At 65.8% G+C, this 26,048-nt stretch carries 25 protein-coding genes and 2 pseudogenes; 14 read left to right on the top strand and 13 right to left on the bottom strand.

Features of this window, described 5'->3' with window-relative positions:
• Positions 1-44: 44 nt before the first annotated feature.
• Positions 45-365, bottom strand: coding sequence for an EthD family reductase (locus OKW37_RS19105; RefSeq protein WP_090801500.1), 321 nt, complete (start codon positions 363-365; stop codon positions 45-47).
• 85 nt (positions 366-450) lie between these two features.
• Positions 451-1,386 (bottom strand): Rossmann-like and DUF2520 domain-containing protein, encoded by a 936-nt coding sequence (locus OKW37_RS19100; protein ID WP_429404716.1) that lies wholly within the window; start codon positions 1,384-1,386, stop codon positions 451-453.
• Positions 1,387-1,661: 275 nt separating this feature from the next.
• Here OKW37_RS19100 and OKW37_RS19095 point away from each other — a divergent pair, with 275 nt between their 5' ends.
• The 3 genes from OKW37_RS19095 (at position 1,662) to OKW37_RS19085 (ending at position 3,694) form a co-directional block, all read left to right on the top strand.
• Entirely contained in the window at positions 1,662-1,823 is a 162-nt protein-coding gene (locus tag OKW37_RS19095; protein WP_167368604.1) for a hypothetical protein, read from the top strand.
• A 387-nt stretch (positions 1,824-2,210) separates the two neighbouring features.
• On the top strand, positions 2,211-2,522 hold the full coding sequence (locus OKW37_RS19090; RefSeq protein WP_429404718.1) for a hypothetical protein: 312 nt from the start codon (positions 2,211-2,213) through the stop codon (positions 2,520-2,522).
• Positions 2,523-2,728: 206 nt separating this feature from the next.
• Entirely contained in the window at positions 2,729-3,694 is a 966-nt protein-coding gene (locus OKW37_RS19085; RefSeq protein WP_184058104.1) for a threo-3-hydroxy-L-aspartate ammonia-lyase, read from the top strand.
• A gap of 72 nt (positions 3,695-3,766) precedes the next feature.
• Here the strand turns inward: OKW37_RS19085 and OKW37_RS19080 are convergent, their stop codons facing one another.
• Positions 3,767-4,447, bottom strand: a complete 681-nt coding sequence (locus OKW37_RS19080; RefSeq protein ID WP_429404720.1) for a LysE family translocator — start codon at positions 4,445-4,447, stop codon at positions 3,767-3,769.
• Between the two features lie 46 nt (positions 4,448-4,493).
• Positions 4,494-6,068 (bottom strand): UbiD family decarboxylase, encoded by a 1,575-nt coding sequence (locus OKW37_RS19075; RefSeq protein ID WP_429404723.1) that lies wholly within the window; start codon positions 6,066-6,068, stop codon positions 4,494-4,496.
• Positions 6,069-6,682: 614 nt separating this feature from the next.
• On the opposite strand from OKW37_RS19075, the gene OKW37_RS19070 reads away from it, so the two are divergent.
• Positions 6,683-7,897 (top strand): transglycosylase SLT domain-containing protein, encoded by a 1,215-nt coding sequence (locus OKW37_RS19070; protein ID WP_429404725.1) that lies wholly within the window; start codon positions 6,683-6,685, stop codon positions 7,895-7,897.
• A gap of 95 nt (positions 7,898-7,992) precedes the next feature.
• Here OKW37_RS19070 and OKW37_RS19065 read toward each other — a convergent pair whose 3' ends face one another.
• From OKW37_RS19065 to ribBA, 4 genes are all read right to left on the bottom strand, one after another.
• Positions 7,993-9,189 carry a pyridoxal phosphate-dependent aminotransferase gene (locus OKW37_RS19065; RefSeq protein ID WP_429404727.1) on the bottom strand — a complete coding sequence of 399 codons (1,197 nt, stop codon included), beginning with the start codon at positions 9,187-9,189 and terminating at the stop codon, positions 7,993-7,995.
• A gap of 159 nt (positions 9,190-9,348) precedes the next feature.
• Positions 9,349-9,783 carry a transcription antitermination factor NusB gene (nusB, locus tag OKW37_RS19060; protein WP_187614105.1) on the bottom strand — a complete coding sequence of 145 codons (435 nt, stop codon included), beginning with the start codon at positions 9,781-9,783 and terminating at the stop codon, positions 9,349-9,351.
• Positions 9,780-10,292, bottom strand: a complete 513-nt coding sequence (ribH, locus tag OKW37_RS19055) for a 6,7-dimethyl-8-ribityllumazine synthase (protein WP_184058095.1) — start codon at positions 10,290-10,292, stop codon at positions 9,780-9,782. Before ribH ends, nusB begins: the two co-directional genes overlap by 4 nt.
• A gap of 48 nt (positions 10,293-10,340) precedes the next feature.
• The gene (gene ribBA, locus OKW37_RS19050) at positions 10,341-11,474 is read right to left on the bottom strand and encodes a bifunctional 3,4-dihydroxy-2-butanone-4-phosphate synthase/GTP cyclohydrolase II (protein WP_184023248.1); all 1,134 of its coding nucleotides are present in this window, start codon (positions 11,472-11,474) and stop codon (positions 10,341-10,343) included.
• A gap of 329 nt (positions 11,475-11,803) precedes the next feature.
• Here ribBA and OKW37_RS19045 point away from each other — a divergent pair.
• The 7 genes and pseudogenes from OKW37_RS19045 (at position 11,804) to catA (ending at position 19,062) form a co-directional block, all read left to right on the top strand.
• Positions 11,804-12,926, top strand: a pseudogene (locus OKW37_RS19045) (enolase C-terminal domain-like protein).
• Between the two features lie 28 nt (positions 12,927-12,954).
• Positions 12,955-13,992, top strand: a complete 1,038-nt coding sequence (locus OKW37_RS19040) for a hypothetical protein (protein ID WP_429404733.1) — start codon at positions 12,955-12,957, stop codon at positions 13,990-13,992.
• Positions 13,989-14,654: a gluconate 2-dehydrogenase subunit 3 family protein gene (locus OKW37_RS19035; RefSeq protein WP_429404735.1), complete on the top strand. Its 666-nt coding sequence runs from the start codon at positions 13,989-13,991 to the stop codon at positions 14,652-14,654. Before OKW37_RS19040 ends, OKW37_RS19035 begins: the two co-directional genes overlap by 4 nt.
• Positions 14,644-16,287, top strand: coding sequence for a GMC family oxidoreductase (locus OKW37_RS19030; protein ID WP_429404737.1), 1,644 nt, complete (start codon positions 14,644-14,646; stop codon positions 16,285-16,287). The genes OKW37_RS19035 and OKW37_RS19030 overlap by 11 nt, the downstream gene beginning before the upstream one ends.
• Positions 16,288-16,593: 306 nt before the next feature.
• Positions 16,594-17,730: a muconate/chloromuconate family cycloisomerase gene (locus OKW37_RS19025; RefSeq protein WP_429404739.1), complete on the top strand. Its 1,137-nt coding sequence runs from the start codon at positions 16,594-16,596 to the stop codon at positions 17,728-17,730.
• A 27-nt stretch (positions 17,731-17,757) separates the two neighbouring features.
• Positions 17,758-18,048: a muconolactone Delta-isomerase gene (catC, locus tag OKW37_RS19020; RefSeq protein WP_090801477.1), complete on the top strand. Its 291-nt coding sequence runs from the start codon at positions 17,758-17,760 to the stop codon at positions 18,046-18,048.
• A gap of 78 nt (positions 18,049-18,126) precedes the next feature.
• Complete coding sequence (gene catA / locus OKW37_RS19015; RefSeq protein WP_429404741.1) at positions 18,127-19,062, top strand: catechol 1,2-dioxygenase; 936 nt, start codon at positions 18,127-18,129, stop codon at positions 19,060-19,062.
• A 323-nt stretch (positions 19,063-19,385) separates the two neighbouring features.
• Here catA and OKW37_RS19010 read toward each other — a convergent pair.
• The 5 genes and pseudogenes from OKW37_RS19010 to OKW37_RS18990 form a co-directional block, all read right to left on the bottom strand.
• Positions 19,386-19,502 (bottom strand): annotated as a pseudogene (locus tag OKW37_RS19010) (energy transducer TonB family protein); the annotation flags it as partial.
• Between the two features lie 216 nt (positions 19,503-19,718).
• Positions 19,719-20,354, bottom strand: coding sequence for a riboflavin synthase (locus OKW37_RS19005; RefSeq protein WP_429404743.1), 636 nt, complete (start codon positions 20,352-20,354; stop codon positions 19,719-19,721).
• Between the two features lie 15 nt (positions 20,355-20,369).
• Complete coding sequence (ribD, locus tag OKW37_RS19000) at positions 20,370-21,521, bottom strand: bifunctional diaminohydroxyphosphoribosylaminopyrimidine deaminase/5-amino-6-(5-phosphoribosylamino)uracil reductase RibD (RefSeq protein ID WP_090801471.1); 1,152 nt, start codon at positions 21,519-21,521, stop codon at positions 20,370-20,372.
• Positions 21,522-21,584: 63 nt separating this feature from the next.
• On the bottom strand, positions 21,585-22,868 hold the full coding sequence (hemL, locus tag OKW37_RS18995; RefSeq protein WP_429404745.1) for a glutamate-1-semialdehyde 2,1-aminomutase: 1,284 nt from the start codon (positions 22,866-22,868) through the stop codon (positions 21,585-21,587).
• Positions 22,869-23,008: 140 nt separating this feature from the next.
• On the bottom strand, positions 23,009-23,500 hold the full coding sequence (locus tag OKW37_RS18990) for a hypothetical protein (RefSeq protein WP_184058075.1): 492 nt from the start codon (positions 23,498-23,500) through the stop codon (positions 23,009-23,011).
• 293 nt (positions 23,501-23,793) lie between these two features.
• On the opposite strand from OKW37_RS18990, the gene OKW37_RS18985 reads away from it, so the two are divergent.
• From OKW37_RS18985 to OKW37_RS18975, 3 genes are all read left to right on the top strand, one after another.
• Entirely contained in the window at positions 23,794-25,014 is a 1,221-nt protein-coding gene (locus OKW37_RS18985; protein WP_184058073.1) for a Bcr/CflA family multidrug efflux MFS transporter, read from the top strand.
• A gap of 214 nt (positions 25,015-25,228) precedes the next feature.
• Complete coding sequence (locus OKW37_RS18980) at positions 25,229-25,459, top strand: hypothetical protein (protein ID WP_090805429.1); 231 nt, start codon at positions 25,229-25,231, stop codon at positions 25,457-25,459.
• A gap of 82 nt (positions 25,460-25,541) precedes the next feature.
• Positions 25,542-25,946, top strand: a complete 405-nt coding sequence (locus OKW37_RS18975; protein ID WP_429356002.1) for a RidA family protein — start codon at positions 25,542-25,544, stop codon at positions 25,944-25,946.
• The last annotated feature ends 102 nt before the right edge of the window (positions 25,947-26,048 follow it).

Genomic DNA, 26,048 nt, shown 5'->3' with positions numbered 1-26,048 from the left:
TCGACGTCATTGCGCGCCGCCTCCCGATGGCTGTCTGTCCGGCATCACACGGAAATCCGGACCTCGCTGATCAGGATTGTGCCGTTGCCGCCGTCGGTGTAGTTCGGGATATCCGCTAATAGTTGCTCGGACGCGGGCTTGAACACTTTATAGAAGTCGTCCGCGCTATCGAACAGGAAGTGTCCCGCGGCCACGTAAGGCGGTGGCGTGCCGGGCGGCCCGGCGTTCAGGCCCGCGTCGACCGACCAGCCTTTCAGCGCCGGCCCGAACAGCTTCGCCGCGAGCGGCATATGGGTCGCGCAGTAGTAGTCCATGTCGAAGCGGCCGTTTTCCCGGTACGGGTAGAGGATGCTGACCTTGATCATTGTGCGTTCTCGTCTGTTGGTCCCGAAGCGCGGCGCGGGTCGTCGCGTGGTTCGCCCGGCGTGCCGGACGTCACATTATCACGGCTTACTTGACGCTTGCACCTGCCGCGGCCTGATTCAGCGAGCGGCCCAGCGATTCTTCCACAGCTTCGGAGATCGCTTCAATCGTCGCGGCCGGCGTTGCGCGACGTCGGGCGAGGTTGACCGCGCGGCGCGTCAGCAGACCATACAGCGCGGCATGGTCGCCGCCGAGGCCTTCGAGCAGCGCTAGCTGCTTCTCGACGACACCCGTGTCGCCGCGCGATACCGGCCCCGCGAGCGCGTTCGGCAGGCCCTTGTCGCGCGCGGTTTCGATCGTGCCCGCGAGCATCGGCAGCAGCGCGCGCAGCGCGTCGTCTTCGGCGAAGCCGAGCGTGCGCCACAACGCCACGCATTCGGCGAGGCTGCAGAGCGCGAAGCTCGCCGCGTAGTGCGCGGCGGCGTGATACAGCATGCGGCCGCCCGGCGGAATCGACAGCGGATGGCAGCGCAGCGCGAGCGCGAGCGCGGTCAGCGTCTCCTTCAGTTCGCCGTCGGCTTCGATCGTCACCGAGCAGCCCACGATACGCTCGAGATCGGCGAGTTCGCCGCTAAATAGATACAACGGATGAAAGCCGCCGATCGCCGCGCCCTGATCGCGCGCTGGCGCGAGCAGTTCGACCGGCGAGGCGCCGCTGCAGTGCACGAGCGCTTTGCCGGGGTGGCTTGCCGCATTGCCTCCAAAGCGGAGTGTGTGCGCTGTCGTACCGATGCTGTCGTCAGGAACGGCTAAAAAAACGATATCGGCGGCGTCGACGGCCTGTTGCGGGTCGTCAGTGGCCGCGCAGTGTGCGATCTGGGCGGCGAGCCAGCGCGCGGAATCGGCCGAGCGGCTCGCCACTGCGGTGACCGGATAGCCGGCGCGCGCAAACGCGAGCGCGAGACAACGCGCGAGCCGCCCCGCGCCGATGAAGCCGACGCGCGGCAAGGAAGACTGGGACATGGTCACTGCTCCAGACGGATCGTGTGAACGGGAAAGCAGCAGTATCTCGCATCCGGCGAAGCGCGGCCGCGATCCGGCCCCTTCCACGGTTCGACAGCGGTCGTCGGATAAGTTTGCGGGCGATATGGCGCCAACGGTCGGTCATCGGGTGGCGTGACGCCCACGGTTGTGAAAACTGCTCACAATCGTACGTGACAGGAACAGTGGTCGATCAGCCGGTTTGGCGGTCGTATTTTCCGTACTTCGTTCGCAGTCAGAAATTCGGGAGGGTCGAGATGAGTATTTTTTCTTACCGAAAGCACTTGCGGTTCCTGACGCGCGCCCAGCGCCGTCGCTGGTGGGATCAGAAAAAGCGCCTTACGCCGCGCGTGCGGATCAGCGGCGCATACGTGCCGCCCAACGTGTCCCGCGAATTCGTGTACGTGAAGGTCGGCTAGTCGCGCGGTCTTCGCAGGTGACAAAATGCCCGGCCTCGAGCAATTGAGCCGGGCATTTTTTGTTGGGAATTTTCTTCCGGCTGTCAGGATTGAAGCGAATTTGTAATTAAAGATTACCGATGCGCGAACTCAAACCCCCGCGCTCGATCAGACCTGTGACGCGCGGCCCGTCGCCCGCGTGCAACCCCTTGATTCCCGGCTGATTTCGCTCAGGTCGCGGCGGCGCGTAGGCGCGCTCGCGCTGCGCTCGGCAAAACGCTTCGGCTCGCCCTTGCAATTTGCAACAAATGCGAACATTTCGGCTGGGGCTTTTTAGATACATTGATTTCACAGCATGCGAGGCATGCGCAGTCGGCGACCTTGGCAGGCCGCGCTAGGAGAATAGAAGTGAAAAAGATCGTTCCGTTTGTCGTTGCAGCCGCACTCGGCTTGGGACTTGCCGGGACCGCTGAGGCAGGTGTTTCCGTCGGTATCGGCCTTGGGGTGCCGATCGCGCCGGCCTATCCGGTCTATGCGGCGCCGCCGCCTGTCTATTACGCCCCGCCGCCTGCGCCGGTGTACGCGCCGCCGGTTGTGTTCGCACCGGCTCCGGTGGTGGTCGGAGGCTATTACGGCTATGGCCGCCCTTACTATCGTGGCTACTACCACGGCTACCGTGGCTACTATCGCGGCTATGGGCACTCGTACTATCGTCATTAAGAAGTGCGGGCGCGCTTGACGCGCGTGGGAACGTCGACGGCGTAACGCCGGCTTGTGCCGGGTTACGTCGTTTCTTTTTGTGTCGCTGGTTTTTGCTTTCCGCAGCGTTCCTGGCTGGTGTCGCGCGCTCGCGCGAGCGCCGTTCCAAAGCATCGAGGAAGCTGGGAGAATGGCTGCTTCGCCACCGCTCCAGGAGAGTTTCCCCGATGCAAGCGCTTCCCGCTCCCACCTTCGATGACGTCCTCGACGCCGCCGCGCGTCTCGAAGGCGTCGCGCACCGCACCCCCGTTCTGACATCGAGCACGTTCGACGAGCGCACTGGCGCGTCGGTGTTCTTCAAGTGCGAAAACTTCCAGCGCATGGGCGCGTTCAAGTTCCGCGGCGCGTACAACGCGATTTCGCATTTCGACGCGGAGCAGCGCAAGGCGGGCGTGCTGACCTATTCGTCGGGCAATCACGCGCAGGCGATCGCGCTGTCGGCGCGCCTCGCCGGTATTCACGCGACGATCGTGATGCCGCACGACGCACCCGAGGCCAAGGTCGCCGCGACCAAAGGCTACGGCGGCGAAGTGATCAGCTACGACCGCTACAAGGAAAATCGCGAGGAAATCGGCCGCCGGCTCGCCGAAGAGCGCGGCATGACGCTGATCCCGCCGTACGATCATCCGCACGTGATCGCCGGCCAGGGCACCGCGGTCAAAGAACTGATCGACGAAACCGGCCCGCTCGACATGTTGTTCGTGTGCCTTGGCGGTGGCGGGTTGATCAGCGGCAGCGCATTGTCGGCGGCCGCGCTGAGCCCGGCCTGCACGGTGATCGGCATCGAGCCCGAGGCGGGCAACGACGGCCAGCAGTCGCTCGCACGCGGCGAGATCGTTCATATCGACGCGCCGCGCACGATTGCCGATGGCGCCGCCTCGACGCATCTGGGCCACTACACGTTCGCGGTCATCCGCCGGCTGGTCGCGCGAATCGAAACGGTCAGCGATGCGCAACTGATCGAGACGATGCGCTTTTTCGCGCAGCGCATGAAGATCGTCGTCGAACCGACTGGTTGTCTCGCGGCGGCGGCGGTGCTGAACGGCGTCGTGCCGGTGAACGGCAAGCGCGTCGGCGTGGTGGTGAGCGGTGGCAATGTCGATCTGCCGAAGCTCGCGCAGTACCTCGCATGAGCGGCTCACGTCGAGTCGCATGAAGAAAAACGGCTCGCCGATGCGAGCCGTTTTTTTTGTTCGCGAGCCGCTTCAGCTTGCCACCTGCGCGGTGCTCTGCACGATCAGATCGCGATACCCGTTGACGATCACGCTGTACGAGAAATAGGCGAACAGCAGTGCCGACAGAACGTGACACGCGCGCAGCAGACCGGCGCCCGCGCGCTTGCGTCCGTGGCTGCCGAGCCCGCAGATGAAAAGCGTCCAGCACAGGCCGCCCAGAAAGAATCCGCCGAGGAAGATCAGCGCGGTTGTCGGGCTCGTTGCGCCGGCCTTCGCGATCAGCGCGCCGCCGACCGCCGCGAACCACAGGATCGCCGACGGCGACGACACCGCGAGCAGCACGCCGCGCACAAACCCGCGCCATGCCGACTGATGCGGCGCAGCCGCGTCGCCTTCGCCGGCAACAGCTTGCGCCGTGGCCGGGAACATCGCTTCACACGCCATCTTCCAGGTGAGAAACAGGAGGATCGCCGCGCCGCCGATCCATACGACCCAGCGCACCGATTCGAACTGCAGCAGCGCGGCCATGCCCGCGAGCGCGAGCGTCGCGTAAATGAGATCGCCGACGCACGAGCCGAGGCCGAGCCAGAAGCCCGGCCGGAAGCCGTGCGACAGCGTCAGCGAAATGATCGCGACGTTGACGAGACCGATATCGAGGCACAGCGACAAGGACAGAAAAAAGCCGTCCGACATCATTGAAAAAGCGTGCATCCGCGCGAGCGCTCCATCCGTTATTGATTGTGTTGTCCCGCGCGCGTTACAGGCCGAGGCCCAACTCGTTCCACAAGCTATCGATGCGCTGTTTGACCGCGTCGTCCATCACGATCGGGCGGCCCCATTCGCGGTTGGTTTCGCCCGGCCACTTGTTGGTTGCGTCGAGCCCCATCTTCGAGCCGAGGCCGGCTACCGGCGACGCGAAATCGAGATAGTCGATCGGCGTGCGGTCGACGAGCACCGTGTCGCGCGTCGGGTCCACTCGCGTGGTGATGGCCCAGATCACTTCCTTCCAGTCCCGGATATTGACGTCCTCATCGACGACGACGATGAACTTCGTATACATGAACTGCCGCAGGAAGCTCCACACGCCGAACATCACGCGTTTCGCGTGGCCGGGGTAGCTCTTCTTCATTTGCACGATCGCCATGCGGTAACTGCAGCCTTCGGGCGGCAGATAGAAGTCCGTGATCTCGGTGAACTGCTTCTGCAGCAGCGGTACGAACACTTCGTTCAGCGCGACGCCGAGCACCGCCGGCTCGTCGGGCGGTCTGCCGGTGTAGGTGGAGTGATAGATCGCGTCGCGGCGCATCGTGATGCGCTCGACCGTGAAGACCGGGAACCACTCCTGTTCGTTGTAGTAGCCGGTGTGATCGCCATACGGGCCTTCGAGCGCGTGTTCGTACGTGGCCGACGCACCCTTCGACGGACGCGGCGGTGCGCCGGCCGGGGCGGGCGAGGGTGCGCCTTCCTGCGGATAGATGAAGCCCTCGAGCACGATCTCGGCGCGCGCGGGGACCTGCAGACCGTCGACGCCCGGTGTGACGCATTTCGCGAGCTCGGTGCGCCCGCCGCGCAGCAGGCCGGCGAACTGGTATTCGGACAGCGTGTCGGGCACCGGCGTGACCGCGCCGAGAATCGTCGCCGGGTCCGCACCGAGCACGACGGCCACCGGATACGGCTTGCCGGGATTTTTAAGCGCGAACTCACGAAAATCGAGCGCGCCGCCGCGATGCGCCAGCCAGCGCATGATCAGCTTGTTACGTCCGATCAGTTGCTGGCGATAAATACCCAGGTTTTGTCGACTCTTGTTCGGCCCTTTCGTGACGGTCAGACCCCAGGTGATCAACGGCCCGGCATCGCCGGGCCAGCAGGTCTGAATGGGTAATTTGGCAAGGTCGACGTCATTGCCTTCCCAGACGATTTCCTGGCAGGGCGGTGCGTTGACCGTCTTCGGCGCCATGTCCCACACGGCCTTCGCTAGCGACAGCAGCTTGCCGGCGTCCTTGAGCCCTTTCGGCGGCTCGGGTTCCTTCAACGCGGAGAGTAGCCGACCGACATCGCGCAGCGATTCGAGCGCCGCCTGGTCGCCCGCGCCCGCTTCGGCATCGATGCCCATGCCAAGCGCGACGCGGCGCGGCGTGCCGAACAGATTGCCGAGCACCGGGAACGGGTGCCGCTCGGTGTTCTCGAACAACAGAGCCGGGCCGCCCGCGCGGAGCACACGGTCGCAAAGTTCGGTCATTTCGAGATTCGGCGACACTTTTTGCGAAATTCGGCGCAATTCACCGATCGCCTCGAGGCGGCCGATGAAATCGCGTAAGTCTTTGTATTTCATCTGTGACGGTTCAGGGCCGCATGCACGGCGCGTAGGACGGGGAGGCAGGAGGAACGGCGTTGGTACCTATCTGACGCAAAAAACGATTGTCGATTTTACCTGCGTTAGCCACCGCACGTAGATCAACCAAATGGCCTAGTCCAAACAGCCAGGGTCGGATCGCCCGAAACGCGCATTGAGCGCGGTTCTCGGGTGACTGAACACTGTTCATAATTACGAAAAGTTATCATTCTTGAATTCTATAGTGTTGACGATCTATAAAACCGTGCATAGAATCCGTCCACATTGGTTGCAGGGCGTTAACCTTTTTACCGTCGCCCCGGTCCTCAGACGCAACGCGTCACCGTTTTGCTTCCCTGCAGGGTAGAACGGCATTATTGAAGTCCCTCACCAGCGTCCACCAACGCTGGTTTTTCGCGTGGGAGCCAAGCCCGATACACATCGAGTATGTGTGGGCTGTTTTTGAGATGGCTCCCAAAACGGTATATGTTGCCGTTTTCCCGACGTCGCTGCTGCCCAACCAGAGAGCACGCGATGTCTTGACTCTGCGAGCGCGCCGTACCGCCTGATTTGTCCCGGCGGAGTTCGCGGATCATGCAAGATGGGAGATCTGAATGAACGCCTGGTTATCGTGGCGTCCCGATGAGCGTATTGCGCAGATTGTGCGCGGTGCGCTGCGCAGCGGGACGCGACTGAGTCATCACCTATTCAGCATTGTCGGCGGGATCGCCGTGGTGCTGGCTCTCGCACTGTGGCTGATGCCGACCTGGCGCGGCGCGCTCGCCGCGCGTCTGATGCCGGTCATTTCCGCCGCCGTGCAAGCGGGCCCCGCCCGCCTGCTGCAAGGCAATCCGCTGCCCGCCATCGGACCGACCAGAAACGCCGACGCATCCTCCGACGAATCGCTGTCGGCCAATTCGCCGAACACGCTGACCACGCCGAGTCCCACCGATGGCTCGAACGACGGCAGCATGACCCTCACCGCGGCCACCACCGGCTTCGACGGCGCGTTCGACGGCGCCGGCACGTCGGGCACGAGCGCCGCCGCGCTCAACGGCCTCGATCCGCGCACGATGCAGGGCGTCAGCGCGCTCGCACGTCTGATTCCGCAGCAGCGCGTGTCCGCCGATGCACGCGATGACCGCGTGCTCGTGTCGAGCCACGAGCAGGACCTGGTCGCGTCGTACCTCGCGCGGCGTTATCGCGTCGCTCAGGAGCCCGTCGGCGAGCTCGTCAAAGCCGCGTTCGACACCGGCCGCGAAGTCGGCCTCGATCCGCTGCTGCTGCTGTCAGTGATGGCGATCGAATCGGGCTTCAATCCGTACGCCGAGAGCGGCGTCGGCGCGCAGGGCCTGATGCAGGTGATGTCGAAGGTGCATTCGGACAAATTCCAGTATTTCGGCGGCCAACGCGCGGCGCTCGAACCGCTCGCGAACATCAAGGTCGGCGCGCTCGTGCTGAAGGATTGCATCGCGCGTGGCGGCTCGCTGCCGGGCGGCCTGCGTCTGTACGTCGGCTCGACCACGCCGGATGACGGCGGGTACGGCGCGAAGGTGATGGCCGAGCGCGGTCGTCTGCGCGACGTCGCGCGCGGCCGTAAGGTGCCGATCAATGCGCCGCAAGCTCCGGTGCTGACCGCGTCGGCCACGCCGGCGCCAGCCGCGGCGACGAGTGGTGGCAACGGCAAGCGCGTTCAGGTGACGCTGCAAGGCGGTCACGCGCTGAGCCCGGCGACGTCGGCGGTGCACACGCAGCCGGCCGATCAGGACGACGCGAACGCCAATTCGACGACGCGCCACGTGGCGTCGGCGTCGGAGCTTGGGGCTTGAGTTAGACGTTGCCGTGCCGCATGAAAACAAGGACACCCTCGGGTGTCCTTTTTTGCGTCTGGCAGGCCGGTTGCTGCCGAATCAATCCCGATGCGTCAATGCCGCCCGAACAGCTTTGCCAGCCGCTCGACCGCCTCTTCGAGCTTTGGATACGCGGTCGCATACGACAGCCGGATGTAGTCCTTCGGCGCGTGCGTGCCGAAGTCCATGCCCGGCACCAGCACGACCCCGGCATCGTGCAGCATCGCCTTCGTGAGCGCCGCGCTGTCGCCGGCCGCCGGATGCGCGACGCCACGGCAGTCCGCGTACACGTAGAACGCGCCGTCCGGCATCACCGGCACGGAGAAGCCGAGCGATTCGAGCGCCGGCGCGATGAAGTCGCGGCGTCGCTTGAATTCGAGGCGCCGCGCTTCGTAGATCGCGATCGTCGCCGGCTCGAAACAGGCGAGCGCCGCGTGCTGCGCGAGCGCCGACGCGCAGATGAACAGGTTCTGCGCGAGCTTTTCGAACGCGCTGACCATCGCGGGCGGCACAACGAGCCAGCCGAGGCGCCAGCCGGTCATGTTGAAGTACTTCGAGAAGCTGTTGACGGTGACCACGTCGTCGCCGAACGACAGCGCCGACACCGGCTTGGCGTCGTAGCTGAGGCCCTGGTAGATTTCGTCGACGATCGTGAAGCCGCCGCGCGCGCGCACGGCCTTGACGATGCGCTCGAGTTCGGCCGGCTCGATCGACGTGCCGGTCGGATTCGACGGCGACGCGAGCAGCACGCCGCGGGTGCGCTCGCCCCACAGGCGTTCGACGTCGGCGGCGGTCAGCTGGAAGCGCTCGGCCGGCCCGCTCGGCACCATCACCGGCTTGCCTTCGGCGGCGATCACGAAATGGCGGTTGCACGGATAGCACGGGTCGGGCATCAATACTTCGTCGTCGCGATCGACGAGCGCCGCGCACGCGAGCAAGAGCGCGGCCGATGCGCCCGCGGTCACCACGATCCGCGCCGGATCGACGTCGATGCCGTAGAACTCGGCGTAATGCGCGGAAATCGCATCGCGCAGCGCGTGCACGCCGAGCGCGCTGGTGTACTGCGTGACGCCGCGGCGCAGCGCGCTCGCGGCCGCCTCGATGACCGGCTCGGGCGCCGTGAAATCCGGCTCGCCGATGCCCATGTGAATGATGTCGCGCCCCGCGCGTTCGAGCAGCACGGCCTCCTTGGCCAGTTCCATCACGTAGAAAGGCTGGATGGCATCGACGCGCGCGGCGAGCCGCACGAGAGGTTCGGTCACGGAGTTCATACGGTCAGTCCAGTTCAGAAGCAGGACGGCGCCTACCCATCAAATGATGCGTTCATCGATGCGCGCAGCGCCGTCCTTGCGGGCGATCGAGGTGCTTCGCCCTGTGCAGTGCGACGTGGCAGGGAGCCGATGCGCGGCATGGCCCCACCGGCGCCGCGCTCAGCTCTTGCGAGCCGCCTGCGTCTCGGTGGCGCGCAGTTGCGCCGAGAGCTTGTCGAGCACGCCGTTCACGTACTTGTAGCCGTCCGAGCCGCCGAACGTCTTGGTCAGCTCGACCGCTTCGTTGATGACCACGCGATACGGAATGTCGACGTGATTCTTCAGTTCGAACGCGGCGACCAGCAGCACCGCGCGTTCGACCGGCGACAGTTGATCGATCGGACGGTCGAGGCACGGCGCGATCGCGGCGGAAAGTGCTTCGGAATCGCGCATCACGCCATGCAGGATCGCGTCCAGGTGCTCGTGATCGGCCTTGTCGTAACCTTGCGCGCCGCGTAGTTGCGCGTCGATCTCATCGCCGGGCGAGCCCGACAGCAGCCACTGGTAAAGCCCCTGCGTGGCCAGTTCGCGGGAGCGTCGGCGTGCGCTCTTCATGCCTCTTCCTCGTCGTCTTCGTCTTCATCTTCGTCGTCATCGCCGCCGAGCTGCTCGAGCGCGACCGCGAGGTTCGCCATTTCGACAGCCACGCGCGCGGCGTCGCGACCCTTCTCTGTCATGCGCGCGACGGCTTGCTCGTCGTTCTCGGTGGTCAGCACCGCGTTCGCGACCGGAATGCCGAAGTCGAGGCCGATGCGCGTGATGCCCGCGCCGCTTTCGTTCGAAACCAGCTCGAAGTGGTAGGTCTCGCCGCGGATCACCGCGCCGAGCGCGATCAGCGCGTCGAATTGCGCGCTTTCCGCGAGCTTTTGCAGCGCGAGCGGGATTTCCAGCGCGCCCGGCACCGTGACGAGCAGCACGTCCTGGCCGGTCACGCCGAGGCGTTCGAGTTCTTCGATGCAGGAGTCGGCGAGGCCGTTGCAGACAGGTTCGTTAAAGCGCGCCTGGACGATGCCGATGCGCAGTCCGTCGCCGTCGAGATTCGGTTGGTATTGTCCGATTTCCATATGAATTCCGTAGTGTTTGAGTGGGCGCGAGGCGCGTGAGTGGCCGGATCAGAGTTGCGGGGCTTGCGTTTTGCTGCCGGGCATCGGAATGAAGCCCGTGACTTCGAGACCATAACCCGACATGCTGCCGAGCTTGCGTGGGTTCGACAGCACCTGCATCTTGCCGACGCCGAGTTCGCGCAGAATCTGCGCGCCGATGCCGTAGGTCTTGAAGTCGACCGGCCGGCGCTTCAGCGCGTCCGCTTTTTCCTTCGAGTCGAACGCCTTGAAGACGTCGATCAGATGGTCTTTCGAGTCGCCGCAGTTCAGCAGTACGACCACGCCGAGATCGCGTTCTGCGATTTCCTGGATGGCCGCGTCCAGCGTCCACGAATGGGTGGATTCGCCGACTTCGAGCAGATCCAGCACCGACAGCGGCTCGTGCACGCGCACCGGCGTGTCGCGATCGGGCATCGGCGTGCCGCGCACCAGCGCGATGTGCGGCTGGCCGCTCGGCTGATCGAGATACATGACCGCGCGGAACGCGCCGTGCGCGGTTTGCATCGTACGTTCGCAAACACGCTCGACGATCGACTCGGTGCGGCTGCGATAGTGAATCAGATCGGCGATCGTGCCGGTCTTCAGGCCGTGCTCCTTGCCGAACTCGAGCAGGTCCGGCAGACGCGCCATCGTGCCGTCGTCCTTGATCACTTCGCAGATCACCGCGGCAGGCGTGAGGCCCGCGAGCCTCGTGAAGTCGCAGCCGGCCTCGGTATGGCCGGCACGCACCAGCACGCCGCCCGGCTGCGCCATGATCGGGAAGATATGGCCCGGCTGCACGATGTGCTCGGCCTTGGCGTCCGGCGCGACCGCGGCCGCGATCGTGCGGGCCCGGTCGGCCGCCGAGATGCCGGTCGTCACGCCTTCGGCCGCTTCGATGCTGACCGTGAACGCGGTGCCGTACTGCGTGCCGTTGCGGTAGGTCATCAGCGGCAGGTTCAGCTGCTGGCAGCGATCCTGGGTCAGCGTCAGGCAGATCAGGCCGCGGCCGTAGCGAGCCATGAAATTGATCGCTTCCGGAGTGACAAACTCGGCGGCGATCACGAGGTCGCCCTCGTTCTCGCGGTCTTCTTCGTCGACGAGGATCACCATCCGGCCGGCTTTCAGTTCGGCAATGATCTCTTGGGTGGAGGCGAGCGTCATGTTGGCGAGTTTTTCGGGAAAGCGCGTATTTTACGCCACGCGCGAGCCCAAGTCGCCTCCGCCAGACGACATAGACCGTTTGGCCGACTGTGACGAGCCGGGCGGGGTTGCCATGCTCGTCGAAACGGTGGGCGAGCGCGCGAGTGGCGTTGGCGGCAACGCGAAGTGTGCTCCTGCGCGGCCCGCTTTACGGATTGCAATAGTGCGGAACGGTACTTGCGACGCAGCAGGCAGCTTTCGTCTCACTACCACCTGGAGACCGGAATGTCGGGGACCGTCGGCTGTTGCATCAATGAAGGGCGTCACGCGCGCGCGCAAGGAGCGCGTCGATGAAGCGCGGCGCCACGAGCGGGGGCTCGTCGCAAGCGCCCGTGAGCGCGCTGCGTGCGAGCGCGTACCGCATTCCGACCGACGCGCCGGAGGCCGACGGCACGTTCGCGTGGGACGCGACCACGCTGGTCGTCGTCGAGGTCGACGCGGGCGGCGACACCGGCATCGGCTACACGTACAGCGATGCCTGCATCGTCGCGCTGATCCAGGGCGCGCTCGCCGCCTGCGTGCTGAATCACGACGGATTGGACGTCGGCGCGCATTGGCAACGGTTGCAACGCCAGGTGCGCAATCTCGGCCGCGCGGGACTGGCCGCGACAGCCATTTCGGCAATCGACTGCGCGCTGTGGGACCTGAAGGCGAAGCTGCTCGGCGTGCCGCTCGTCGGGCTACTCGGCGCGTTGCGCCCGGCCGTGCCGGCGTACGGCAGCGGCGGCTTCACCACGTATACGAACCAGCGCTTGCAGCAGCAGTTCGCCGGCTGGGTCGCGCAGGACGGCTGCCGGTGGGTAAAGATGAAAATCGGCAGCGAGCCGGACAAGGACCCGGCGCGCGTCGCGGCGGCGCGCGCGGCGATCGGCGGCGCGGGCCTGTTCGTCGACGCGAACGGCGCGTTCACGCCGCAACGGGCGCTGTACTACGCGCAACGTTTCGCCGAGCACGAGGTGAGCTGGTTCGAGGAGCCCGTGTCTTCGGACGACGAAGCGGGCCTGCGCGGCGTACGCGAGCGCGTGCCGGCCGGCATGGAGATCGCCGCCGGCGAATACGGCTACACGCTCGACGACTTCCGCCACCTGCTCGCGGCGGGGCGCCGTCGACGTACTGCAGGCCGACGCGAGCCGTTGCGGCGGCATCACCGGCTTTCTGCAGGCCGCCGCGCTGTGCGACGCGTATCACGTGCCGCTGTCCGCGCATTGCGCACCGGCGTTGCATCTGCACGTCGCGTGCGCGGCGCCGCGGTTGCGCCATCAGGAGTGGTTCCATGACCACGCCCGGATCGAAGCCATGCTGTTCGACGGTGCGCCGCGGTTGCGCGACGGCCAGATGGAGCCGGACCTGTCGCGGCCCGGTTGCGGGCTCGAGTTCAAGCATGGTGACGCCGAGCGCTACCTCATCAAATAAAGCAGGCCACGACAAGGAAGCGATATCGATGGGCTCTTCACGCGTACCCGGATTGCTGTACACGGCGGCGGCGGTGACGGCCGTCGCGGCGTTGGCCGCGCGCCGCGCGGGAAGACCTGAGTCGCATCGCGAACGGCGTGAGAGCGGCCCGCAACACCACGAGCGTCGGGCATCCGTGACGTTTCCGACGTGTGCCGCCCGCAGCCATCAGCGCGCGCCGGCGCGCGTGCACGCGAGCGAACCCACCGCCGAGGTGGAGGCACACGTCGAAGCGGCCCGCACCTTCAACCACAGCTCCGCGCTGCTCGCGCTGTCGGTGCTCGCCGACAGCGCGATGGAGCACTACCGCGGCTCGTTCGACAACCCCGCGATGTTCACGCCACTCGTCAGCGCGAGTCTGTCGCTCGCCGCGGGCCTGCATGGTGGCGCGGATCGTCGCGGCCAGACGCATCGCGCGCGCCATGCGATCTATCTGGCCGCGGCGGCGACGGGCATCGCCGGCACGGGCTTCCATTTCTACAACGTGATGAAGCGGCCGGGCGGCTGGAGCTGGAACAACCTGTTTCACGCGGCACCGCTCGGCGCGCCGAGCGCGTTGCTGCTGTCAGGCGCGCTCGGTGCCGTCGCCGAACGCTTGCGCGACGAGCCCGCAGACGACCCGCAACTGCTCGGCATGCCGGCCGGTCAGGCGCTCGGTCTGCTGGTCGCGGCGGGTCTCGTCGGCACGGTGGGGGAGGCCGCGCTGCTGCATTTTCGTGGCGCGTTTCAGCATCGCGCGATGTACGCGCCGGTCAGCATTGCGCCGATCACCGCCGCGCTGCTCGCGCATGCCGCGCTGTCCGCTCCGCGCGAGCGCTGGTACACGCGGCTCTGGTTACGCATCACGACCGTGCTCGGCTTTGTCGGCGCGGGTTTTCACGCGCGCGGGATCGCGCGTCGTCAGGGCGGCTGGCGCAACTGGAGCCAGAATCTGTTCGACGGGCCGCCGCTGCCCGCGCCGCCGAGCTTTTCCGCGCTGGCGCTCGCCGGGCTCGCCGCACTGCGTCTGCGGGAGACTGAAAAATGACCAACCGACCACGCTCGACCCGAGTTACCCGCTATCCCGGCTACGACGTGCTCGACAAACGCACGACGCCGTCGTGGGACGCGCACACCCGCGCGGTGATCGCCGAACGCCTCGCGACACCGCTCGAGCCGCGCTTTTTCAACGCGGTCGAATGGCTCGCGGTCACGTCGCTGTGCGCCCGCATCGTGCCGCAAGCGAATGCGCAACCGGTGGTGCCGCTCGCCGCCCTGCTCGACGCGCGGCTCGCCGGCAATGGCAACGACGGCTACCGCGACGCCCGTTTGCCGCCGATGCGCGACGCCTGGCGCATCGGCCTCGCCGCGCTCGATGCCGAGTGCCGCGAGCGCGGCGGCCTGCCGTTCGCGAGCGTCGCGGAGGACACGCAGATCGCGCTGCTCGGCGAGATGCAGCGCGGCGAACTGACGAACCCCGCGTGGCGCGGCATGCCGTCGAAGCTGTTCTTCGGCGAGCGCGTGCTGCACGACATTTGCGGGCTCTACTACTCGCACCCGCACGCGTGGAGCGAGATCGGCTTCGGCGGCCCGGCGAATCCGCGCGGCTATGTGCGCATGTACCTGAACCGGCGCGATCCGTGGGAGGCGGTCGAAGCGACGCCCGACACCCATGAGCAGGCCGCGAAGGAGAACCGCCGTGTCCGATGACGCGCAGCAACGGCCACGCGGCAAGGACGGCCGCGCACCCGACGTGTTCCAGCGCGGCGGCTGGGTGCCGATGCGCACGTACCTTGACGGCGAGGAGGTCGATTTCGCGATCGTCGGCACCGGCGCCGGCGGTGGCACGCTTGCGTGCCGGCTTGCGGAAAAAGGCTTCAAGGTCGTCGCGTTCGATGCCGGCGCGTGGTGGCGTCCGCTCGAAGAGTTCGCATCTGACGAAGCGCATCAGGAAAAACTGTTCTGGACCGACGAGCGCATCTGCGACGGCGACAATCCGCTGAAGCTCGGCAACAACAACAGCGGCAAGGCGGTGGGCGGCAGCACGGTCCATTTCGCGATGGTGTCGCTGCGCTTTCGGCCCGAATGGTTCAAGTCGCGCAGCGTGCTCGGCTATGGCGCCGACTGGCCGCTCGACTGGCGCGAGATGTGGCACTACTACGGCGAGGTCGAGGACGCGCTGAAAATCTCCGGACCGGTGAACTATCCGTGGGGGCCGAAGCGGCCGCGCTATCCGTATCGCGCGCATGAGCTGAACGCGGCGGCGCTGGTGCTCGCGCGCGGCGCCGAGGCGCTCGGCATCGGCTGGAGCCCGACGCCGCTCGCGACCCTCTCCGCGCCCCGTGGCCGCGCGCATCCGTGCGTGTACCGCGGCTTTTGCGTGTCCGGCTGCGCGACCAACGCGAAGCAAAGCGCGCTCGTCACGTGGATCCCGCGTGCGCTGCGAGCCGGCGCCGAGGTGCGCGATCTGGCGATGGTCGGCCGCGTCGTCACCAACGACGCGGGGCTCGCCACCGGCGTCGAATATCTGCGCGAAGGACGTTGGCGATTCCAGCGCGCGAAGCACGTGGTGGTGGCCGGCTACGCGATCGAAACGCCGCGCCTGTTGCTGATGTCGGCTAACAGCCGCTTTCCCGACGGACTCGCGAACAGTTCGGGACTCGTAGGTAAAAACCTGATGGCGCAGTCGAATCAGGCCGTCTACGGCACCTTCGATGAAGACATCCGCTGGTACAAGGGGCCGCCGTCGCTCGCGCTCACCGAGCACTGGAACTACGAAGACAAGGGCAAAGATTTTTTCGGCGGCTACTGCTACATGAGCCAGGGGCCGCTGCCGAACGGATGGGTCGCGGTGCAGAATGGCCGCGGCTTGTGGGGCGACGCGCTCGGCGCGGAGATGCTCAAGTACAACCACCAGGCGGGGCTGAAGATCGTCGGCGAGATGCTGCCGCAGCAGCGCAACCGCGTGACGCTTGCCGACGAGAAGGACCAGTACGGGCTGCCGATCGCGCGCGTCACCTATTCATGGTGCGACAACGACAAGCGGCTCATCGCGCATTCGCTCGACTTCATGGAGCAGGCGCTCGCGGCCGCCGGCGGCAAGGAGATCTGGCGCGAGACCGACGACACCTGCCACCTGAACGGCACCGCGCGCATGGGTGACGATCCGTCGACGAGCGTCGTCGACGCGGACTGCCGCAGTTGGGACATCCGCAACCTGTGGGTGTGCGACGGCTCGGTGTTTCCGACTGTGGGCGGCGTGAATCCGTCGCTGACGATTCAGGCGATCGCGTGTCGCACCGCCGAGCGCATCGCCGCGCTAGCCGCGCGCGGCGAGTTGTAGGGGGAGTGTTGCCCGCGCGCATGAACCGCAGTCCGAAACGATGGAGTACTCGCTGCGCGATCCGGGTGGTTACACAACATGCTCTCCATGCATCGAACATTGACCCAAGTCATGTTTGAGGCGCAAAAACGGGCCTCATTTTCGATGCCCCACCTGCATGGTGCAATGCCAAATCCATAGAAAGGCCGGGCTTGCTGGCGTCACCATACCCTGCAGGTATGAAAAAGGACAGGAAAAGTATTGGACGGGCCAAACGGGCGAAGGGTATAAAAACATCCAATGAACTCACTTCCCGCCGCAGCCGCCATGCCCCAAGCGACCATCAAACGTATCGAAACCCGCCTCGTCGATCTGCCGACGATCCGTCCTCACAAGCTGTCGGTCGCCACGATGCACGGGCAGACGCTGATGCTGGTCAAGGTGTACTGCAGCGACGGCATCGTCGGGATTGGCGAAGGCACCACGATCGCCGGCATGGCCTACGGCCCGGAAAGCCCCGAAGCAATGAAGCTCGCGATCGACGCCTACTTCGCCCCGGCGATGATCGGCAAGGACGCGACGCAGATCCAGGCGCTGATGGCGCACCTCGGCAAGCTGGTCAAGGTCAATCATTTCTCGAAGAGCGCGCTCGAAACCGCGCTGCTCGACGCGCAAGGCAAACGTCTCGGCGTGCCGGTGAGCGAACTGCTCGGCGGCCGTCGCCGTGAGCGCCTGCCGGTTGCGTGGACGCTCGCGTCGGGCGATACCGCGAAGGACATCGCCGAAGCCGAGCACATGCTCGACGTGCGCCGCCACAAGGTCTTCAAGCTGAAGATCGGCGCGAAGGAACTGAAGACCGACATCAAGCACGTCGCCGAGATCAAGAAAGCGGTCGGCGAGCGCGCCGCGGTGCGCGTCGACGTGAACATGGCGTGGAGCGAGACCCAGGCCGCCTGGGCGATTCCGGCGCTGGCCGACGCGGGCTGCGATCTGGTCGAGCAGCCGGTCGCGTCCGCCGCGGCGCTCGCGCGACTGATGCGCCGCTTCCCGGTCGCGCTGATGGCCGACGAAGTCCTGCAAGGCCCGGACAGCGCGTTCGAGATCGCGAAGAACGGCGGCGCCGATGTGTTCGCGATCAAGATCGAACAGAGCGGGGGCCTGTTCGCCGCGCAGCGCGTGGCCGCGATCGCAGATGCCGCCGGCATCGAGCTGTACGGCGGCACGATGCTCGAAGGCGCGTTCAGCACGGTGGCGTCGGCGCATCTGTTCGCGAGCTTCGCGAATCTGCAATGGGGCACTGAGCTGTTCGGGCCGTTGCTGATCACCGAAGAAATTCTGACCACGCCGCTCGACTACAGCGACTTCGAACTGACCGTGCCGAACGGCCCGGGTCTCGGCATCGAACTCGACGAGGCGAAGGTCGAACGATTCACGCGAGACGGGCTGATGAAGGTCACCCGCTAAACGGATTTTGATCAAGAGGATTCAACGATGCTTTTCCATGTGCGAATGGACGTGCACCTGCCGGTCGACATGCCGGCCGAAGTGGCGAACGAAATCAAGACCCGCGAGAAGGCTTACTCGCAGGAGCTCCAGCGTAGCGGCAAGTGGCGTCATATCTGGCGCCTCGTTGGCGAGTACGCGAATTACAGCATCTTCGATGTAGAGAGCAATGCCGAACTTCACGACATTCTGTCCGGCTTGCCTCTGTTCCCGTACATGAAGATTTCGGTGACGCCTCTGTGTCGTCACCCGTCGTCGATTCGGGACGGCGACATCTGAGCCCAGGGGCCAGGCGCTTTTGACGGCGAGCGCATCCAAAGCCATCTTTTCCCCCTATACCAACTGGAGACAGTCATCGTGAGCGTCAAAGTATTTGAAACCAAAGAAGTGCAGGATCTGCTGAAAGCCGCTTCCAACGTCGATGCCGGGAGTGGCAACGCGCGTTTCCAGCAGATCGTTTTCCGTCTGCTGGGCGACCTGTTCAAGGCAATCGATGACCTCGACATCACGCCCGACGAAGTCTGGGCCGGCGTCAACTATCTGAACAAGCTCGGTCAGGACGGCGAAGCGGCGCTGCTCGCGGCCGGCCTCGGTATCGAGAAGTATCTCGACATCCGCATGGACGCCGAGGACAAGAAGATCGGTCTCGAAGGCGGCACGCCGCGTACGATCGAAGGCCCGCTGTACGTCGCCGGCGCGACGGTGCGCGAGGGCGTCTCGAAGATCGACATCAACCCGGACGAAGACGCGGGCCCGCTCGTGATTCGCGGCACGGTCAAGGATCTGGACGGCAAGCCGGTCGCCGGCGCGGTCGTCGAGTGCTGGCACGCGAACTCGAAGGGCTTCTACTCGCACTTCGATCCGACCGGCGCGCAGAGCGACTTCAACCTGCGCGGCGCGGTGAAGACCGGCGCCGACGGCAAGTACGAGGTCCGCACGCTGATGCCGGTAGGCTACGGCTGCCCGCCGCACGGCTCGACGCAGCAGCTGCTGGACGTGCTGGGCCGTCACGGCAACCGTCCGGCGCACGTGCACTTCTTCGTCAGCAGCGACGGCCATCGCAAGCTGACCACGCAGTTCAACATCGAAGGCGATCCGCTGATCTGGGACGACTTCGCGTATGCAACGCGCGAAGAGCTGATTCCGCCGGTCGTCGAGAAAAGCGGTGGCGCGGCGCTGGGCCTGAAGGCCGATACGTACAAGGAGATCGAGTTCAACTTCACGATCACGCCGCTGGTCCAGGGTAAGGACAACCAGCTCGTCCATCGTCTGCGCGCTTCGGCCGAAGCGTAATCGCACGAGGCGGCGCCGTGGCGACACGGCCGCCGTCTTTCGTTGCCAACGGCCGGCGGTCCTGCCGGCCGAATTCCTGAAGCGTCGTGCTGCCGTTGCTTGGCGTTCTGGGCGAGTCGTCGCAAGGGGCGCTCGCAAGGCTCGAGCAACAGCGAAGAACCGGTCGCGCCCGCGGGAGAAGACGGCGGTCGTGTGGAGTCCGCGTTGCTCGCGGCCGCCGCGACGCCTGCGCCGGAGCGAGCCGTATCGCCGCTCGCGTGCGGTAGATTGAAAACGAAATTCGTTTCGACCGCCACAGGCTGATTGTCCATGCCCGTGAGAGCGCTGCACTGAGCACGCCGCGATGCCTGAAGGGCGAGGTTGTCGAACGCCGGATTGCCGGACGAGACTTCGACGACCGCGTCGCTGATCTGTCCACGTTCGTCGACCCATGCACGCACGATCGCATTGGGACGCGGCGCGTGCGCGACCGCAGCGCGGGAGCAGGTGCGGCTCTTTCATTGTGTTTGTCAGCTTCGGATCGTGCACGCGCGCTGGGTCACGGCCCCGGATTCGCCTCGCCCAAACCGGCTGGCTGCGCAGATCGATCGCTGTCCCGATACGCACCGAGCATGCGCTCCTGGTATCGCGTAACGGTCTCGAGGCAAGTGTCCAGGTTACGTCGAGGATGGATCGCCATCGCGCGGCGCATTGAGCATCCGCTCCACATACCGCGCAATCAGATCGATCTCCAGATTCACTTGTACCCCGTCGTGCAGATGCTTGAGCGCCGTCACCTGCACGGTATGCGGAATCAGATTGATCGAAAACTCGCAGCCGTCGTCGCAATCAACGATGGAGTTCACGGTCAGGCTCACGCCATTGACCGTAATCGATCCCTTGTACGCGAGATAACGACCGATGTCGCGCGGCGCGAGAATGCGCAGCTCGTGCGATTCCCCGACCGGGGCGAAACGCGTGACGACACCGAGCCCGTCGACGTGTCCGGACACGATATGTCCACCGAGCCGGTCATGCGCGCGCAGCGCTTTCTCGAGATTGACCTCGCCGGTTTCGCCGAGACCGGCCGTGCGGTTCAGGCTCTCGCGCGACACGTCGACCTCGAACGAATGAGCGGTCTTCGCGACCACCGTCATGCAGGCGCCCTGGATCGTGATGCTGTCGCCGAGCTGCACATCGGCGAGGTCGAGCCCGCCCGCCTCGACGTTCAGGCGCACGCCCGCGTCGCCGCCCGTGCCGAGCGGCTTGACTGATTCGATGCGGCCCACTGCCGCGACGATTCCTGTAAACATCGTGCTAGTCCTTGATCATTTCGAAACGGTGGGAGACACGGTGTCGGTCCCGGGTAAGGCTGTCGGCGCGAAACGCGCGAGGATCCGCAGATCGTCGCCGATCCGCTCGACCGTGTGGAAATTCAGCTTCACGCGGTCTTCGAGCTGGTCGGGCGCGTCCAGATTGAACATGCTCATCGAGTCCACGCCGAGCAGGCTCGGCGCGAGATAGACCAGCAGTTCATCGACGCAGCCTTCGCGCAACAGCGAACCGTTCAGCTTGTAGCCGGCTTCGACGTGCAGCTCGTTGACGTGACGCTCGCCGAGCACGCTCAGCATGCGCGGGAGATCCACCTTGCCGAACGCGTTCGGCAGCGGCACGATCTCGGCGCCGCGCTCGCGCAGCGCGCTCGCGCGTTCTTCGAGACGCGCGTCGAGCTCGCCGCAGAAGATCAGCGTCGGCGCGCCGGCCAGGATCAGCGCGTCGAGCGGCACGTCGAGCTGGCTGTCGATCAGCACGCGGTGCGGTTGGCGCGGTGTATCGACCGCGCGCACGGTCATGCGCGGATTGTCCTCGCGCACAGTGCCGATGCCGGTCAGGATCGCCGACGCGCGCGCACGCCACGCATGACCGTCGGCCCGCGCGGCCGCGCTCGTGATCCACTGGCTCTCACCCGACGGCAAGCCGGTGCGGCCATCGAGCGACGCCGCCACTTTCATGCGCACCCACGGACGGCCGCGCGTCATGCGCGACACGAAGCCGATGTTCAGCTCCCGCGCTTCGTTCGCGAGCAGCCCGCAGCGCACTTCGATACCGGCTTCGCGCAGCATCGCGAGACCGCGGCCGGAGACCTGCGGGTTGGGATCTTCCATCGCCGCGATCACGCGGCCGATCTGCGCTTCGATCAGCGCGTTCGCGCACGGCGGCGTGCGGCCGAAATGGCTGCACGGTTCGAGCGTCACGTAGGCGGTCGCGCCGCGCAGGTCGTGGCCGCGCGAGCGCGCGTCCTTCAGCGCGCGAATTTCGGCGTGATCCTGGCCGGCCGGCTGCGTGAAGCCTTCGCCGATCACCTCGCCGTTTCTGACGAGCACGCAACCGACCCGCGGATTCGGGTCGGCCGTGTACATGCCGCGCTTCGCGAGCGCGAGCGCGCGTTCCATGTGGACGAAATCGGTTTGCGAGAACATCGGTGTCCGTTGTGGTGCGGTGTCTGGGTCGTGCGAGTTGCGGCCTTTGTTTCGGGCCCGGCTTCAGCCTCTCAACGCTGCGAACGCGCCGCGCGCGGCGTCGATCGTCGCGTCGATCACCGCGTCGTCGTGCGCGCTCGACACGAAGCCGGCCTCATACGCGGACGGCGCGAAGTACACGCCCGCGTCGAGCATCTTGTGGAAGAACGCGTTGAAGCGCGGCACATCGCTCTTCGTGACGTCGGCGAAGCTCGTCGGGATCGATTCGCGAAAGTAGATGCCGAACATGCCGCCGAGCGCATCGGCCGCGAACGGCACGTCCGCTTCGCGTGCCGCCCGCGCGAGCCCTTGCGCGAGACGCGTGGTGCGCGCGGCGAGCGTGTCGTAGAAGCCGGGCGCCTGGATCAGCTGCAGCGTCTTCAGGCCGGCCGCGACCGCGATCGGATTGCCCGACAGCGTGCCCGCCTGATAGACGCCGCCGAGCGGCGCGAGGTGAGCCATGATGTCGCGCCGGCCGCCGAACGCCGCCGCCGGCATGCCGCCGCCGATTACCTTGCCGAGGCAGGTGAGGTCCGGCGTGATGCCGTAGAGTTGCTGCGCGCCGCCGAGCGCGACGCGGAAGCCGCACATCACTTCGTCGAAAATCAGCACCGCGCCGTACTCGGTGCACAGGCGCCGCAGCGCCTGCAGGAATTCAGGGGTCGCGCGCACGAGGTTCATGTTGCCAGCGACCGGCTCGACGATCACCGAGGCGATCTCGTTGCCGAACGCCTTGAACGCTTCTTCGAGCTCGGCGACGTTGTTGTATTCGAGCACGGTGGTGTGCTTCGCGATATCGACCGGCACGCCCGCCGAGGTCGGATTGCCAAAGGTCAGGAGGCCCGAGCCGGCCTTCACGAGCAGGCTGTCCGCGTGGCCGTGATAACAGCCTTCGAACTTGACGATGCGGCTGCGGTTCGTGAAGCCGCGCGCGAGACGCAGCGCGCTCATCGTCGCCTCGGTGCCGCTCGACACCATGCGCACCTGTTCGATCGACGGCACCAGCTTGCAGATTTCCTCGGCGATCTCGACTTCCGACTCGGTCGGCGCGCCGAACGAAAAGCCATTCACGAGCGCGCGCTGCACGGCTTCCAGCACTTCGGGATGAACGTGGCCGAGGATCATGGGGCCCCACGAGCCGATGTAGTCGGTATAGCGCTGGCCGTCCGCGTCCCAGAAGTACGGGCCTTGCGCGCGCTCGATGAAACGCGGTGTGCCGCCGACGGAACGGAAAGCGCGCACCGGCGAATTCACGCCGCCGGGGATCGTGCGTTGCGCGCGCTCGAAGAGGGTTTCGTTTCTGGACATGGCGATGGCTGGAATAGGGAGCAGGGGTTGCGCAGCGGCGCAAAGGGCCTCGGACGATTCCCGCGGACCCTTCGCGCGATGCTGGGGTGGATCGAGAAATTGTACCGGAGTCGGCGCCGGCGGGCTGTGCGGGCGGGCGGTCACGGCGGCGCGTGTTTCGCCTGGCTGCCCGGTGCGGGTATCGTCGGCGGCTTGCGCCTGCCGGTCAATTCGGCCCAGCGCTTCTCCAGCGCGCCTTCGGCGATCGGCTTGATGATCGTGCCCGAGCTTTGCGCATCCCACGTCTGCACCGAGAACGGATGCACACGCAGCTGATCGCGCGTGATGACCGGTGCGTGATGCGCATCGACGAGCCAGTCGTAGACGAAATCGATGCACAGCCGGTAGCCGCGTTTGGTCGACGCGTCGGGGACTTCGTAGGGCGCGCGCGTCACGTAGCCCGAACCGAAGATGCCCTTCGGCTCCTGCGCGACGCGATGCAGGAACACGCGATCGCCGGGCAGGATGCCGCGCGCAAAGCCGCAGCCCCACACGTCGGCCACCGCGTCGCCGGCCGCCACGCGTTTCGCGATGTCGGGCAACTCGGGCCACGGCCATTTTTTGGGGCTCCAGATGAGCAGGAAGGCGGTCATCGCGGGTTCGAACGGGATCAGGGGGAAGGCTGTTGCGCGACGTCGAGCTTTTATGTCGGGCCGTCAAGCTGCGCATACGGAAGCGCGTTGGGCATGCTGGCGGCAGCTTAACCGATCGAGGCTGATTGCGCCGCGCCGCGCCGCGAGGCGCTGTCGCGCAACGTCCACGCAGCGGGCCACGAGCGCCGTCAGCGGATTAACCGTCGCGTACAATCGAGCCGGTCAACTGATGGCCGTTCCCGCTTCACCCGTTCCGCTGCCGATGCCGGCGCGGCGTTCCATCCGGATTTCCCATGTCTCACGTCGTCAGACGCCGGCCCGATGGCCGGCTGATCCTGTTGCTCGGCGCGCTGGCCGCGTGCGGGCCGATTTCCATCGACATGTATCTGCCGAGCCTGCCGACCATCGCGCAGGCCTTCGCGGTCGGCACGGGCGCCGCGCAATCGACGCTCACGAGCTTCATGTTCGGCTTTTCGATCGGCATGCTGCTGTACGGTCCGCTGTCCGATACCTATGGCCGTCGGCCGATCCTGCTTGGCGGCATCATCATGTATGCGCTCGCGAGCATCGCCTGTTCGCTGTCGGTCTCGATCGGCTCGCTGGTTGGTTTCCGCTTCGTGCAGGCGTTGGGCGCGGGCGCGGCGTCGGTGCTGGCTCGCGCGATCGCGCGCGACGCGCACGAGCCGGGCGACGCGGCGCGCGTCCTGTCGATGATCGCGATCGTCACGGCGATCGGTCCACTGCTCGCGCCGCTGATCGGCGGACAGTTGCTGCTGCTGGGCGGCTGGCGCGCCGTGTTCGTCGCGCTGACGCTGTTCGGTTCCGTGTGCGCGGTGACCGCATTCCTGAAGGTGCCGGAGACGTGGCCGCGCGAGATGCGCGCGCAGTCGGCGCTGCTGAAGTCGTTCGGCGCGTATGGCACGCTGCTGCGCGATCCGGTCGCGTGGGGACACATGTTGTGCGGCGGCATGGCGTTCGCGTCGATGTTCGCCTACATCACGGCGACGCCGTTCGTATACATCGAGTATTTCCACGTGTCCGCGCAGCACTATGGATTCCTGTTCGCGCTGAACATCGTCGGCATCATCTTCGGCAATTACCTGAACACGCGGCTCGTCGGCCGGCTCGGGCCGGTGCCGATCATCTCGTTCGCGGCGACCGTGAGCTTCGTCGCGTCGCTGTTCGTGTCCGTCGTGTCGCTGACGGGGTGGGGCGGCTTATGGTCGATCGTGTTCGGGCTGTTCTTCGTCGTCAGCGTGGTGGGCGTGTTGTCCGCCAACTGCACGACCGATCTGATGCATCGCTATCCCGCCAACGCGGGCGCCGCGGCGGCCGTGTTCGGCGCGGTGCAGCTCGCGCTCGGCGCACTGTCGAGCCTCGCGGTCGGACTGTGGCAGGACGGCACGCCGAAGGGCATGGGTATCGTGGTCGGCGTGGCGGGCTGTCTGTGCTTTGTCGGACGCATGCTCGTGATGCGTTGGCACGGGACGAAGTCGCCGGTTGCGGCTGTGTGAGCGTGTTGTCCGGATATCGAGGGTGAGCGCTGCGCGAGCGCTGTGAAAACGGCGTGAAAACTGGATGACGATCGTGCTATTGCGGCTGTGGGCATCGGCCGACGCGTGGGTTCATCGGACGCGTCTCCGGAAAACACCTGGTGTTGCGCGCGCACCACCGTGCGTCGCGGTTTGCATTGCTATGATGAAGTCACTGTTCCTCGGAGCGGCACTCATGGCGATCAAAGACCTGATGAACGGCGAACGGCAATTTGCCGCATTCGCCGAAGCGCAACGGCTGGCCGACAGCGGCGCTTATTACGATTACACCGACATCGAATACGTGTTGCGCTTTGATCACGGTTTGACGGATGTATCGGCTCTGCTCGATAGCCAGTTGATGCATCGCGATCTGAATCGTCGTTGCGCGGATGCACGCGAAAAGCTCGAGATGGCGGACGCGTGATGCGTGTTGCGTCGTGCGCGGGTTCGTGCTGAATGAAGCACGGCGATGAATCGCTCCGAGATTTTCACTTCTGGAGTGGTTGATGACCGATAGCACGCACGCCTTACGTTTGCCCCATACCGACAATCCGGCCGCGCTGGCGAAACCTGGCGGCCACTACAGTCATGTCGCGGTCGCGAATGGCTTCGTCTTCGTGTCCGGGCAATTGCCGATCAACGCGCAAGGCGAAAAGCTCGCCGATGCGTCGTTCGACGCGCAGGCCGAACAGGTTCTGGCCAATGTGAAGGCGGCGCTCGAAAGCGTCGGCAGCAGCGTCGCGCAACTGGTGCAGGTGCGCGTGTATGTCGTCGATGTCGAACATTGGGCGAGCTTCAATCAGATCTATGCGGGCTGGGCCGGCGAGGCAAGGCCGGCGCGCGCGGTCGTGCCGGTGCCGCAGTTGCACTATGGGTTCAAGATTGAGGTTGAGGCGGTGGCGGTGGTTTAGGTCGTGATGGTGGGTACGGGGGCCGTGCCTGTTTGCAGCATAGAGGATTAATTCAGAAGTGCGGCCCATAACACTCGCGCTGTGCCTTGCAGGGTTGCAAAA

The sequence above is a fragment of the Paraburkholderia sp. MM5482-R2 genome (assembly GCF_050436125.1).
GTDB classification, from domain to species: domain Bacteria; phylum Pseudomonadota; class Gammaproteobacteria; order Burkholderiales; family Burkholderiaceae; genus Paraburkholderia; species Paraburkholderia tuberum.
This window is presented reverse-complemented; position numbering and strand designations above follow the sequence as displayed.

Bases quoted from the DNA above. Each gene is read 5' to 3' on its own strand.
- ribH (WP_184058095.1), bottom strand. From the start codon at position 10,292: ATGGAAATCGGACAATACCAACCGAATCTCGACGGCGACGGACTGCGC.
- OKW37_RS19005 (WP_429404743.1), bottom strand. From the start codon at position 20,354: ATGTTTACAGGAATCGTCGCGGCAGTGGGCCGCATCGAATCAGTCAAG.
- OKW37_RS19095 (WP_167368604.1), top strand. From the start codon at position 1,662: ATGAGTATTTTTTCTTACCGAAAGCACTTGCGGTTCCTGACGCGCGCC.
- catC (WP_090801477.1), top strand. From the start codon at position 17,758: ATGCTTTTCCATGTGCGAATGGACGTGCACCTGCCGGTCGACATGCCG.
- OKW37_RS19100 (WP_429404716.1), bottom strand. From the start codon at position 1,386: ATGTCCCAGTCTTCCTTGCCGCGCGTCGGCTTCATCGGCGCGGGGCGG.
- OKW37_RS19075 (WP_429404723.1), bottom strand. From the start codon at position 6,068: ATGAAATACAAAGACTTACGCGATTTCATCGGCCGCCTCGAGGCGATC.
- OKW37_RS19035 (WP_429404735.1), top strand. From the start codon at position 13,989: ATGACCAACCGACCACGCTCGACCCGAGTTACCCGCTATCCCGGCTAC.
- ribD (WP_090801471.1), bottom strand. From the start codon at position 21,521: ATGTTCTCGCAAACCGATTTCGTCCACATGGAACGCGCGCTCGCGCTC.
- OKW37_RS18990 (WP_184058075.1), bottom strand. From the start codon at position 23,500: ATGACCGCCTTCCTGCTCATCTGGAGCCCCAAAAAATGGCCGTGGCCC.
- ribBA (WP_184023248.1), bottom strand. From the start codon at position 11,474: ATGACGCTCGCCTCCACCCAAGAGATCATTGCCGAACTGAAAGCCGGC.
- OKW37_RS19085 (WP_184058104.1), top strand. From the start codon at position 2,729: ATGCAAGCGCTTCCCGCTCCCACCTTCGATGACGTCCTCGACGCCGCC.
- OKW37_RS19080 (WP_429404720.1), bottom strand. From the start codon at position 4,447: ATGCACGCTTTTTCAATGATGTCGGACGGCTTTTTTCTGTCCTTGTCG.
- nusB (WP_187614105.1), bottom strand. From the start codon at position 9,783: ATGAAGAGCGCACGCCGACGCTCCCGCGAACTGGCCACGCAGGGGCTT.
- OKW37_RS19105 (WP_090801500.1), bottom strand. From the start codon at position 365: ATGATCAAGGTCAGCATCCTCTACCCGTACCGGGAAAACGGCCGCTTC.
- OKW37_RS19070 (WP_429404725.1), top strand. From the start codon at position 6,683: ATGAACGCCTGGTTATCGTGGCGTCCCGATGAGCGTATTGCGCAGATT.
- hemL (WP_429404745.1), bottom strand. From the start codon at position 22,868: ATGTCCAGAAACGAAACCCTCTTCGAGCGCGCGCAACGCACGATCCCC.
- OKW37_RS19025 (WP_429404739.1), top strand. From the start codon at position 16,594: ATGCCCCAAGCGACCATCAAACGTATCGAAACCCGCCTCGTCGATCTG.
- OKW37_RS18985 (WP_184058073.1), top strand. From the start codon at position 23,794: ATGTCTCACGTCGTCAGACGCCGGCCCGATGGCCGGCTGATCCTGTTG.
- OKW37_RS19040 (WP_429404733.1), top strand. From the start codon at position 12,955: ATGGGCTCTTCACGCGTACCCGGATTGCTGTACACGGCGGCGGCGGTG.
- OKW37_RS19065 (WP_429404727.1), bottom strand. From the start codon at position 9,189: ATGAACTCCGTGACCGAACCTCTCGTGCGGCTCGCCGCGCGCGTCGAT.
- OKW37_RS18975 (WP_429356002.1), top strand. From the start codon at position 25,542: ATGACCGATAGCACGCACGCCTTACGTTTGCCCCATACCGACAATCCG.
- OKW37_RS18980 (WP_090805429.1), top strand. From the start codon at position 25,229: ATGGCGATCAAAGACCTGATGAACGGCGAACGGCAATTTGCCGCATTC.